Source organism: Actinomadura logoneensis (assembly GCF_003428695.1).
Classification (GTDB): Bacteria; Actinomycetota; Actinomycetes; order Streptosporangiales; family Streptosporangiaceae; genus Spirillospora; species Spirillospora logoneensis.
Genome location: NZ_QURH01000296.1, coordinates 1 through 11,195, shown reverse-complemented (window position 1 = coordinate 11,195; position 11,195 = coordinate 1). Strand labels below are relative to the sequence as shown.

11 protein-coding genes are annotated in these 11,195 nt (G+C 74.2%); 6 read left to right on the top strand and 5 right to left on the bottom strand.

The window, feature by feature from the left end; translation table 11 throughout:
* The 3 genes from DZF91_RS18015 to DZF91_RS18005 all read right to left on the bottom strand — a co-directional run.
* Positions 1 to 1,657: MFS transporter (locus tag DZF91_RS18015; RefSeq protein WP_235834381.1), on the bottom strand; the 1,657-nt coding region annotated here is incomplete at its 3' end.
* A 58-nt stretch (positions 1,658 to 1,715) separates the two neighbouring features.
* A complete protein-coding gene (locus tag DZF91_RS18010; protein ID WP_117358622.1) occupies positions 1,716 to 2,261 on the bottom strand; it encodes a GNAT family N-acetyltransferase in 546 nt (181 codons plus the stop codon).
* A 124-nt stretch (positions 2,262 to 2,385) separates the two neighbouring features.
* Entirely contained in the window at positions 2,386 to 3,054 is a 669-nt protein-coding gene (locus tag DZF91_RS18005; RefSeq protein ID WP_117358621.1) for a CGNR zinc finger domain-containing protein, read from the bottom strand.
* 124 nt (positions 3,055 to 3,178) lie between these two features.
* Between DZF91_RS18005 and DZF91_RS18000 the strand changes: the two genes are divergently transcribed.
* Complete coding sequence (locus tag DZF91_RS18000; RefSeq protein WP_117358620.1) at positions 3,179 to 3,532, top strand: VOC family protein; 354 nt, start codon at positions 3,179 to 3,181, stop codon at positions 3,530 to 3,532.
* Positions 3,533 to 3,617: 85 nt separating this feature from the next.
* Here DZF91_RS18000 and DZF91_RS17995 read toward each other — a convergent pair whose 3' ends face one another.
* The gene (locus tag DZF91_RS17995) at positions 3,618 to 5,033 is read right to left on the bottom strand and encodes an aminotransferase-like domain-containing protein (RefSeq protein WP_117358619.1); all 1,416 of its coding nucleotides are present in this window, start codon (positions 5,031 to 5,033) and stop codon (positions 3,618 to 3,620) included.
* On the opposite strand from DZF91_RS17995, the gene DZF91_RS17990 reads away from it, so the two are divergent.
* A complete protein-coding gene (locus tag DZF91_RS17990) occupies positions 5,032 to 6,048 on the top strand; it encodes a DMT family transporter (RefSeq protein ID WP_117358618.1) in 1,017 nt (338 codons plus the stop codon). The two genes, DZF91_RS17995 and DZF91_RS17990, sit on opposite strands and share 2 nt — an antisense overlap.
* A gap of 69 nt (positions 6,049 to 6,117) precedes the next feature.
* On the opposite strand, the gene DZF91_RS17985 is transcribed toward DZF91_RS17990, so the two are convergent.
* Positions 6,118 to 6,306 carry a hypothetical protein gene (locus DZF91_RS17985; RefSeq protein WP_117358617.1) on the bottom strand — a complete coding sequence of 63 codons (189 nt, stop codon included), beginning with the start codon at positions 6,304 to 6,306 and terminating at the stop codon, positions 6,118 to 6,120.
* Positions 6,307 to 6,417: 111 nt separating this feature from the next.
* Here DZF91_RS17985 and DZF91_RS17980 point away from each other — a divergent pair, with 111 nt between their 5' ends.
* The 4 genes from DZF91_RS17980 to DZF91_RS17965 all read left to right on the top strand — a co-directional run bounded on the left by DZF91_RS17980 (position 6,418) and on the right by DZF91_RS17965 (position 10,684).
* Positions 6,418 to 7,533, top strand: a complete 1,116-nt coding sequence (locus DZF91_RS17980) for a glycoside hydrolase family 18 protein (protein WP_199486712.1) — start codon at positions 6,418 to 6,420, stop codon at positions 7,531 to 7,533.
* A gap of 85 nt (positions 7,534 to 7,618) precedes the next feature.
* Complete coding sequence (locus tag DZF91_RS17975; RefSeq protein WP_117358616.1) at positions 7,619 to 7,810, top strand: hypothetical protein; 192 nt, start codon at positions 7,619 to 7,621, stop codon at positions 7,808 to 7,810.
* 265 nt (positions 7,811 to 8,075) lie between these two features.
* Positions 8,076 to 8,999 (top strand): 4-hydroxy-tetrahydrodipicolinate synthase, encoded by a 924-nt coding sequence (gene dapA / locus DZF91_RS17970; RefSeq protein ID WP_117358615.1) that lies wholly within the window; start codon positions 8,076 to 8,078, stop codon positions 8,997 to 8,999.
* Positions 8,996 to 10,684 (top strand): ribonuclease J, encoded by a 1,689-nt coding sequence (locus DZF91_RS17965; RefSeq protein ID WP_117358614.1) that lies wholly within the window; start codon positions 8,996 to 8,998, stop codon positions 10,682 to 10,684. Before dapA ends, DZF91_RS17965 begins: the two co-directional genes overlap by 4 nt.
* Positions 10,685 to 11,195: the final 511 nt, after the last annotated feature.

Genomic DNA, 11,195 nt, shown 5'->3' with positions numbered 1-11,195 from the left:
CGGACGGCCGCAGCCTCAGGGAGAGCAGCAGCCCCCCGGCGAGGATGGCCGCGGTCGCGAGCGCGCCCGCCCGGGACGCGTCGGCGAGGCTCGCGTCCGCGGCCCGCGCCACCTCGCCCATGCCGGGCCTGGCGTGCAGGTCGCGGGCGTAGGTCCCGGCGCTGTGCCGCAGGTCGTGGGTGATCGCGTCGCGCTCCGCGGCGGGCAGCCCGGCGCGGTCGAGGCGGCCGGACACGGCGTGCCCGAGCGTCGTGGCGAACACCGTCCCGATCACCGCGACGCCGAGCGCCGCGCCGATCTGCCGGGCGGTGGACTGGGTGCCGGACGCCTGGCCCGCGCGGTCGGGCGGGACATCGGCGAGCGACACGTTGGTGAGCTGCGCGGACGTGAGGCCGAGGCCGAGGCCGTACAGCAGCATCCACGGCGCGAGCCCGAACCCGCCGGTGGCGGGGGACAGGACGGCGGCGAGGGCGAGGACGGCGGCGACCTCCAGCGCCATCCCGCCCTGGACGACCCGGTGCGGCCCGTACCGGTTGGCGAGCACGTGCGCGACCGCCCCGGACAGGAACGCGCCGCCCGCCAGCGGCAGGATCGCCACGCTGATCTGCAGCGGCGCGCTGCCGTGCACGCCGAGCAGGAACAGCGGCAGGACGAACAGCAGCCCCAGCTCGCCGACGTTGATCAGCGCCGAGGCCAGGTTGCCGTTGCGGAAGTTCGGCAGGGAGAACAGCGTCAGATCGAGCATGACGGGCCGTCCGGCGGCGGCGCGGGCGCGCTCGACGGCGGTCAGCGCGGCCAGCAGCGCCAGCCCGGCGGCGATCATCACCGGGATCGGCGACAGCCCGCCCACGGCGATGTGCCGGGTCGCCGTCCACCAGCCGAACGTGGGGCCCTCGATGATGCCGCAGACCAGCAGCCCGAACGCGCCCGCCGACAGCAGCGCGCCGGGCAGGTCGATCCCGAGCCGATCGCCGCGTCCGCTCCGGGCGGCGGTTCCTGTGCCCGCCGCGCCGCCGGTGTCCGCTGCGCTGCCGGTGCGAGTGGCGCGAGTCTCCGGGACGACGCGCAGCACGCCCCAGATCAGCGCGGCCCCGAACAGCAGGTTCACGCCGAACGCCCAGCGCCACGTCCCGCCTGCGGCGAGCGCGCCGCCGACCAGCGGGCCGAGCGCGGACATCCCGGCGATCGTCGCGCCCCAGATGCCGAAGGCGTGCGCGCGCTCCTTGCCGGTGAACATCGCGTTCAGCGTCGAGAGTGTGGCGGGCATCACCATGGACGCGCCGACGCCCTGCAGCGCCCGCGCGCCGATCAGCGTCGTGGAGTCGACCGACAGGGCGGCCAGGACGCTCGCGACGGTGAACACCGCGACGCCGAGCACGATCATCCGGCGCCGTCCGAACAGGTCGCCCGCGCGGCCGGACGGGATCAGCAGCGCCGCGAACACCAGCGCGTAGACCGAGGTCACCCACTCGGCGCTCGCGGTGCTCAGCCGCAGGTCGGAGACCAGCTGGGGGAGCAGGACGCCGACGATCGTCGCGTCCACCACGATCAGCGAGACGCCCAGGCTGATGACGACCGCGGCGAGCAGCGCGCGGCGCGCGGTCCGCGGGTCCGCGGCCGGGGCGAGCGGCGGCGTCATGGCGGCGAGTCGTGGCACGCGCTCAAAAATATGCCCGACCCCGGGATGCCCTTCACCCGCCCCGCCCCGGCGCGGCTCACGCCTCCGGGGTGATGTCGGTGTGCAGCCGGATCTGGCGCACCGGCTCGCCCATGTCGAGGTCCCGGGCCGTGCCGTCGGGCGCCCAGCCGGCCGTCCCGAGGAACCGGCGCAGGACGTCGTCGGCCTCGAACGCCCAGGACACCAGCGTCCGGAACCCGTCCTCGCGCAGCAGGTCGACGGTCGCGGACAGCAGCCGGCTGCCGTGGCCCTCCCGCGCGTGGACGGGGTCGACCAGCAGCGTCAGCAGCTCGGCGGTCGTGGCGGCGTCGAGATCGCCGTCCTCGGCCGGGCCGTACGCCGCGAACCCCACGACCAGGTCGGACGCCACCGCGACCAGCAGGTGGTGCCGCGGGCTCGGCGGCGCCACGACCGCCTGCGTCCAGCGCTCCCGCCAGGCGTCCAGCGCCTGCGGGCTCGTCACCTGCTCCAGCACGGGCGCGGGCAGGAAACCCGCGTACCCCTGCCGCCACGCGCGCACCTGGATGTCGGCCACAGCACCGGCGTCCGCGCGCCGCGCGGGACGCACCCCGACGTCAGCCATCCGCCACCTCCGCCCAGCAGCCTAGTGCTCGGCGGGCCGCTCCCCGGCCGCCGGCCTCCTCCGCCGACCCACGCGGTCGCCCGGCTCCGGGCCGTGCCGGTCGGGCCTGCGCCGCTGCTCGGCGTCAGTCGGCGTCGGCGGCCTGGCCGGTCGTGCGGAGCCGGGCGCGGTAGGCGCGTGTCTTGGTCCGGTTGCCGCAGACCCGCATCGAGCACCAGGCGCGCGAGCGGTTCTTGGACGTGTCGAGGAAGGCCCAGCGGCAGGTGCTCTCCTGGCAGACCTTGAGCCGTCCCCAGGTGCCGTCCGCGACCGATTCCATGACCGCTGCCGCGATCCAGGCCAGCGCCTCCCGGACCCTGCCGTCCTCGGGGGCGGCGAGGGGGACGAGACGCGGGCCCCCGTCGGCCAGGGAGATCCGCAGCGGGAGCGCGGCGAACGCCGCCTCCAGCCCGCCCGGAACGTTCGCAGGGCCGCGCAGGACGTTCGCGGGGCCGTCTAGGACATCGGCCCCGGACGCGGCGGGCCGCGGCCCGTGATGCGCGATCATCACCGTCCGCAGCCCTTCGCGCAGCTCGCGGGCGAGATCGAGATCCCGCTCGCCGCCTCCCGGCGCGGAGCCTGCCGTGGTGGACGCGGGGCCTGGTGCGGGGACGGCCGTCGGGACGAGGTCGTGCCCGTCCAGCCAGGCGGCGAGGCGTCCGGGCGTGTCGATCGCGTCGTCGCCGGTCTCGACGTCGAGCGTGTTCACGAAGTCCCGCAGGAGCGCGGCGGCGTCGCGGGAAGTGTCGGTCATCGGGTTTCTCCTGCCGTCACCGGGCAGGGTACCAGCGCCGACACCAGTGTCCTTGGATCACTGGTTGCGACGATGATCGACACCTGCATAGGGTCTTAGCCGGTGTCTACAGAGGAGTGATTCGATGGTCCCCCGCGTACGAGCGATCGCGATCGACTGCAACGACCTGGAGGTCCAGGCGGCGTTCTGGAGCGCCCTGCTCGGCATGAAGGTCACCGAGCGCGGTGAGCGGTGGTGGGAGCTGGAGCCCGTCTCACCGGACGGGCCCGTGCTGTGCCTGCAGAAGGTCCCGGAGGGCAAGGCCGTCAAGAACCGCCTCCACCTGGACCTGCACGTCCCCGACTTCGAGTCCGCCGGGGAGCGGGGGCGGGAGCTGGGCGCGACCTACCACTGGAGCCCGGAGGAGGGCGGCGACTTCCAGGTCTGGCTCGACCCGGAGGGCAACGAGTTCTGCTTCGTCGTCCCCGAGGAGAACTGAGGCCGCGGGCCGAGGGCCCGGGCCGGGGGGCATCCCTCCCGGACCGGCCCTCGGCGGCGGCTCAAGGGCGGGTCGGCGCGTCCGGTCAGGACCGCAGGACGGACGCCAGGCGCCGGACGCCCTCGGCCAGCTCCGCCTCGGAGGCTGCCACGCCGTAGCTGAGCCGGAGGAACGGGCCGGGCGGCTCGGCAGGGAAGAACGGACGGCCCGCGGCGACCAGCACGCCGGCCAGGAGGGCTTCGCGGGCCAGGGCCTCGTCGTCGGTGCCGTCCGGCAGGCGGAGCCACAGGTGCATACCGCCGTCCGGGCGCGAGTGCAGCAGGCCGGGCAGATCGCGCGCCAGGGCGGCGCACAGCGCGTCCCGGCGCGACCGCAGGGCGGCGTGGACGGTGCGCAGGTGCCGGGGCCAGCCGGGGGAGGTGACGAGTTCCAGCACGGTCTCCTGCAACGGGCGGGCCGGGAAGAACTCGGAGACCAGCTGCGCGGAGCGGATGCGCTCGGCCACCGGGCCGCGCGCGACCACCGCCGCCACCCGCAGGCTCGGGGCGGTGATCTTGGTGAGGGACGCGATGTGCACGACGCGTCCGTCCGGGTCGTCGCACACGAGCGGGGCCGGGGCGGACGGCCCGAACCCCAGGTGACGGGCGTAGTCGTCCTCCACGACGAACGCGCCCGCCGCCCGCGCCGCCGCCAGGATCTCGGCCCGCCGGTCGGCCGCCAGCGTCGCGCCCGTCGGGTTCTGGTGGGCGGGCTGGAAGTAAAGGACGCGCGCCCCGGTCAGCGCGAACGCCTCGGACAGCAGGTCGGGCCGCAGGCCGTGCTCGTCCGCCGGGACCGGGACCGGGTGCAGGCCCCCGGCCCGCGCCACCGCCAGCAGGCCCAGGTAGGTCGGCGACTCCACCAGGATCGGCGACCCGGGCGGTGCGATCGCGCGCAGCACGGTCGTGAGGGCCTGCTCCCCGCCTCCGCTGATGAGCACGTCGGACGGCGCGACCGTGCCGACACCCGCGCCGCCCGCGCCGCCGATCGTCCGCGCGTACCAGGCGCGCAGTTCCGGAATCCCGCCGAGCGGCGGGATCTCCCAGGCGTCCGGGCGGCGGGCCGCGCGGGCGGCGGCGAGGGAGAGGGCGCGTAGCGGTTGCAGCGTTGGATGCAGGTATCCACCGCTGAGCGCTATCGCGCCTTCGGGGGCGGGGGTCAGCAGCCAGGACAGCCCCGACGGGTCTACCGCGCGGTCTCCGAGCGCGACCGCCTGCCACCCATGGTCGCCGGGCTCCGCGGCCGCCGCGGGCCGCTCGGCCACGTAAGCGCCGCTGCCCGGACGGGTGACGACCAGCCCTTCCGCGGTCAGGACGGCCAGTGCCCGCGACACCGTCACCGGGCTGACCCGGTAGCGCCGCACCATGCTGCGGCTGGACGGCAGGCGCTGCCCGGGACGCAGCGCGCGCACCTCCGTCCGCAGCCGATCGGCGAGCGAAAACGCACTGCTATCCTGTTGCATGAAGGACAACGATAGCGCTACTGCGACCGGGACGATAGCGGTGGGAGGCTTCGGGCTCGCCGCGCTCGGCGTCCTGACCTTCTCGTTCACCCTCCCCAGCACCGAGTTCGCGCTGCGCGGACTCGACCCCTACCTGATCGGCGTCGGCCGCAACGGCGCGGCGGCCGTGCTGGCCGCCATCGCCCTCCTCGCGACCCACCCCCGCCTGACCCGCCGACACCGCGCGAACCCCCCGCGACAGCCCGGCGCGGCGGCGGAGCGGTGGTTGCCTGAGGCGCGGCAGGTTCCGGCGCTTCTGGCGGTGGCCGCCGGGGTGGTGTTCGGGTTTCCGATGCTGTCGACCCTGGCCCTCGACCACGGGTCGTCCTCCGCGCACGCGGCCGTGGTGGTCGCCCTGCTGCCCGCCGCGACCGCCGTGGCCGCCGTGGTGCGCGCGGGGGAGCGCCCGTCCCCGGCCTTCTGGGCCGCGAGCGGCGCGGGTCTGGTGTGCGTCACGACGTTCGCGCTCGTCCGGGCGGGCGGCCGGGTCACGGCGTCCGACCTGCTGCTGTTCGGCGCGCTCCTCGCGGCGGCGATCGGCTACTGCGAGGGCGGACGCCTCGCGCGCGAGATGGCGGGCTGGCGGGTGATCTCCTGGGGGCTGGTCCTGTCCGCGCCGGTGTCGCTGCCCGCGACCGGCTGGCTCCTCGCCACCACGCATCCGCGCTGGACGGTCGACTCGGTCGCGGGGTTCGCCTACGCCTCGGTCTTCTCCGCCTTCCTGGGCTTCTTCGCCTGGTACGCGGGCCTCGGCCGGGCCGGGATCGCCCGGGCCAGCCAGGTGCAGCTCGCCCAGCCCGTCATGACGCTGCTGTGGGCGGGCCTCCTGCTCGGGGAGTCCATCACCGCCGCGACCGGCCTCACCGCGGTCGCCGTCCTCGTCTGCGTGGCCCTGACCCAGCGCACCCGGATCACGCAGAGGGCCCCGCTGCCCGAGGCCCCGGCCCCGGTGCGCTCCGGGGCGTCCCGGGGTTAGGGCATGTCTCCAAGCCACCTGCCACCTGCCCTCTTGTGCGGCGCTCGCGAGGGGCGCCACGTTGAGGCCCTAGTCGCGGACGATCTGGGCGAGCAGGGTGACGACCGTGGCGGCGAGGGTCAGGGGGACGGCCGCCTTGGGGAAGGCCGCCGCGATCCCGGCCGTCGCGGCGGCGACGGTGAGGATGAGCAGCGTCCTGGTGCTGAGCAGGGGGCGCGGCTCGCGGGCGCGGGTCCGTCGGGTCGGGCGGGTGGTCATGGCCTGCGCCTCCTCTTCGGAGTCGATCGCCTACCGAAAGTGTGCACCTGGCGGCGGGGTTCCGAGGGGAACGGATCGGTGTGTCGTGCCGCCTTCCGGAAGGATGGGCGAATGCGGCGGATTCTTTGGTGGACGGGTTGGTGCGCGGCGTATGCGCTGGGGTTGGTCCTGCTCGCGGGGGCCGGGGCCTGGGCCTGGTGGCAGCCCGACCCGGAAGCTCCCGGAACCGGGACGAACGCCCTGTGGGCGCGGCACCAGTGGGTCGGGGAGACCCACACGGACGCCGAGTACCGGGCGTTCGCGCGGCTGCTGCGGGACAACCGGATCACCGACGTGTACTTCCACGCGGGGCCGTTCGAGCCCGACGGCACGGTCCCGACCGCCAAGTACCGGAACGCGTCCGCGCTGCTCAAGGCACTGAGGACGTACGCGTACCGGAACGCGTCCGCGCTGCTCAAGGCACTGAGGACGTACGCGCCGGACGTCCGCGCGCAGGCGTACCTGGGGCAGATCCGCAAGGTGGAGGGCAAGGGCGTCATCGAGATCGGTGACGCCCGTGTCCAGCAGGGCATCCTGCGGACGGACGCGGCGATGCTCGACGCGGGTTTCGCCGGGATCCACTACGACTTCGAGCCGATCTACCCGGACGACACGGCGTTCCTGCGGCTCCTGGACCGCACCCGCGACCTGACCAGGGCGCGGGGCCGCCTGCTGTCGGTGGCCCTGGAGCAGCCGCCGCTCGCCGACGCCCTCCAGCCGGTCTTCGAGGCGCTGGCGCCGCGGACCGGGGCCGCCCATTACCCGCCGCGCCCGACCGACCGGTTCCTGCGGGACGTCGCGGACCGGGCCGACCAGGTCGCGATCATGACCTACGACACCGAGATGCCCACGCAGGCGCTGGCCGGATGGCACTACGCGCGCCACACCGAGCGGGTGCTGCGGCTGATCGGCGACCGGACGACGGTCTTCATGGGCGTCCCGACGTACCGGCCGGTGACGGGATGGGCGGAGAACCTGGAGGTCGCCCTGCGCGGCGTGCGGCGCGGGGTGGCCGACCTGCCGACGGCGCCGCGCCGGCCCTACGGGGTCGGCGTGTACGCGGACTGGACGACGTCGCCCGCCGACTGGGCCCGTTACCGCGCGAACTGGCTTGCCCCAAAGTCAGGCAAACCAGCCCAATCCGCCACCCCGCATGTCACGTTCCCAAACGTTCGTCCTCCCAGGTAGAAAGCCCTGGATAGGGCGCCTCGCCGCGGGTAGTCATCGTGCGTATCGCCTTACTGGCGGATGGTGAGGGAAAGTGGGGACGCCGATGAGCGACAAGCACACCCCGCACGACGGCGACCGGCTGAGCCGGCTGAGCCTGGAGTTCGACGGCTGGCACTTCGGACGGGGCGGATCGGGCCACTGGTGGGCCGTCCGCGGCAACGACCTCGTCCGCACGCCCAGCGTCGAGGAACTGCGCCATCGGGTGCGGGAACTCGCCGCGCGAAGCCGGGTATGAACTGAGTGAACCCGTAACGCGGCATTTGCGTGCCGCGATGTGGTGAGGGAGGCCGCTCGCCACGCGTACCCCCGAGCGCGTGACGAGCGGCTTCGCCACGCTCCCGGCGGCCGTCCGGCGCCGGCGGAGCGCTGGTGGCGGACCGGTCGAGGACCGGTCGAGGGCCGGTTGAGGGCCGGTCGAGGAGGGGCGGAGCACGCGTCCGGTGCCGGTAGAGCACACCTGAGGGTCCGAGCCGGGTGGGCGGAACGGTACCGTTCGGTGCATGGCACCCAGCACAACGAGTGACGCGCCGTACGGGCGGATGCTGACCGCGATGGTCACGCCGTTCCTGCCCGACGGCGGCGTCGACTACGACGGCGCCGCCCGCCTGGCGACCCACCTGGTCGACCGGCAGCGCCATGACGGCCTGGTCGTCAACGGGACCACCGGAGAGTCCCCCACCACCAGCGACGCCGAGAAAGAGCGGCTGGTGCGCACCGTGGTCGAGGCCGTCGGCGACCGCGCCGTCGTCGTCGCCGGGGCCGGCACCAACGACACCGAGCACAGCCGGCGGCTGGCCCGGCAGGCCGAGGCCGCCGGCGCGGACGGCCTGCTCGTGGTCACCCCGTACTACAACAAGCCGCCGCAGGAGGGCCTGCTGGCGCACTTCCGGTCCGTCGCCGACGCGACCGGCCTGCCGGTGATGCTCTACGACATCCCCGGCCGGTCCGGGGTGCCGATCGCGACCGACACGCTGCTGCGGCTCGCCGAGCACCCGCGGATCACCGCGGTGAAGGACGCCAAGGGCGACCTGTTCGCCGGCTCGGTCGTGATGGCCGAGACCGACCTGGTGTTCTACTCCGGCGACGACGCGCTGAACCTCGCCTGGCTGGCCATGGGGGCCGCGGGCTTCGTCAGCGTGGTCGGGCATGTCGTCGGCGCCGAGCTGCATGAGATGATCGACGCGTACCGAGCGGGAGACCACGGCCGCGCGCTGGAGATCCACCGGCGCCTGCTGCCCGTGGTCACCGCGATCATGACCCGGACGCAGGGCGCGATCGCCGTCAAGGCCGCCCTGAAGATCTTGGGCCTGCCCGGGGGTGGGGCGCTGCGACCCCCGTTGGCCGAGGCCACATCCGAATTCGCGGCGCGCCTCGCAGAGGACCTCACGATTGGGGGAGTGCAAGTGCCGGAGGTCACTAGGTGAGCCATCCTCACCCTGAACTGTCGACTCCGCCGCCGCCGGCGGCCAACGGGCTGCGCATCGTCGCCCTGGGCGGCCTCGGGGAGATCGGCCGCAACATGACGGTGTTCGAGCACGCCGGAAGGCTGCTCGTCGTCGACTGTGGCGTGCTGTTCCCGGAGACCGAACAGCCCGGGATCGACCTGATCCTGCCCGACTTCGAATACATCCGCGACCGCCTGGACGACATCGAGGCGGTCATCCTCACGCATGGCCACGAGGACCACATCGGGGCCGTGCCCTACCTGCTGCGCGAGCGGCCGGACATCCCGCTGGTCGGCTCCAGGCTGACCCTGGCACTGCTGGCGGCCAAGCTGCAGGAGCACCGGATCAGGCCGGTCCTGCGCGAGGTGAAGGAGGGCGACCGGCACGGGTACGGGCCGTTCGACGTCGAGTTCCTCGCCGTCAACCACTCGATCCCGGACGCGCTCGCCCTCGCGATCCGCACGCCCGCCGGGCTCGTCCTGGCGACCGGCGACTTCAAGATGGACCAGCTCCCGCTGGACGGCCGGCTGACCGACCTGCCCGGGTTCGCCCGGCTCGGCGCCGAGGGCATCGACCTGCTGATGTCGGACTCGACCAACGCCGAGGTGCCCGGGTTCGTCACCAGCGAGCGCGCCATCGGACCGGTCGTGGACGAGGTGTTCCGCACGGCGGAGGAGCGGCTCATCGTCGCCTGCTTCGCCTCGCACGTGCACCGCGTCCAGCAGGTCCTGGACGCGGCCGTCGCCAACGGCCGCAAGGTCTGCTTCGTCGGCCGCTCGATGGTCCGCAACATGGGCGTCGCCCGCGAGCTCGGCTACCTGGACGTCCCCGACGAGATCATGGTGGACGTCAAGGACCTCGACACCGTCCCGCCGGACGAGCTGGTGCTGATCTGCACCGGGTCGCAGGGCGAGCCGATGTCGGCGCTGTCCCGGATGGCCGCCCGCGACCACCAGCAGATCCGGATCACCGAGCGCGACACCGTCATGCTCGCGTCCTCGCTGATCCCCGGCAACGAGACCTCGGTCAACCGGGTGATCAACGGGCTGACCCGGTGGGGCGCCCGCGTCGTGCACAAGGGCAACGCCCTGGTGCACGTGTCCGGGCACGCCTCGGCGGGCGAGCTGCTGTACGTCCTCAACATGACCAAGCCGGGCAACTTCATGCCGATCCACGGCGAGTGGCGGCACCTGCGGGCGCACGCCAAGCTCGCCGCGCAGACCGGTGTCCCGGAGGAGAACATCGTCATCGCCGAGGACGGCGTGGTCGTCGACCTGGTGGACGGCCAGGCCAAGATCGTGGGCGCGGTCCCGGCCGGCTACGTGTACGTGGACGGCCTGTCGGTCGGCGAGGTCACCGAGACCTCGCTGAAGGACCGGCGCATCCTCGGCGAGGAGGGCTTCGTGTCCATCGTCGTGGGGATCGACTCCACCAGCGGCAAGCTGGTCGCGGGGCCGGAGATCCACGCGCGGGGCGCGGGCATCGTCAACGAGGACTTCGACGCGATCATCGACCGCCTCGAGGACGCCCTGCGCGACGCCGCCGCCAACGGCGTCAACGACCACCACCAGATCAACCAGGTCATCCGCCGCACCGTCGGCAAGTGGGTGAGCGACAACTACCGCCGCCGCCCGATGATCATCCCGGTCGTCGTCGAGGTCTGACCCCGGCGCCGCCGCGCCGACGGCCCCGGACCGGTACCACCGGCCCGGGGCCGTCGCACGTCCGCCGCACGTCCGGCCAGGGCCGTCGCAAGTCCGGCGCGGCGTGCGGCGCGGGCACGCGGCCGCGGCGTCGGGGACCGCGGTATCCGCCGCCGATCCCGGCCATGCGGACGGTGGTTCCGGGCCTTGTCATCCGGCCTCGTCATCCGTCCGCTTCGGGGCCGGTCCGCCCGGTTCGGGACGGCGGGTGGCGGCCGGTCTCACGCGTCCAGCGGGACATATCGGATTCCCCGGGTCGCACTGACACGCCGGGGCGATCCTGGGAACGCCGGTCGGACTTGGTTAATCTCAGCACCATGGCCACACGTCCGCCCGGGGGAGCGAAGACCGCCTCGTCGTCCTCGCGTTCCCGCGGCGGCGGGGGTGGATCGGGACGGCCGTCCGGCGGCAAGGCGCCCCGGCCCCGCAAGCCCGCGCAGGCGGCCGGAGCGCGCTCCGGCGGCGGCAGGGC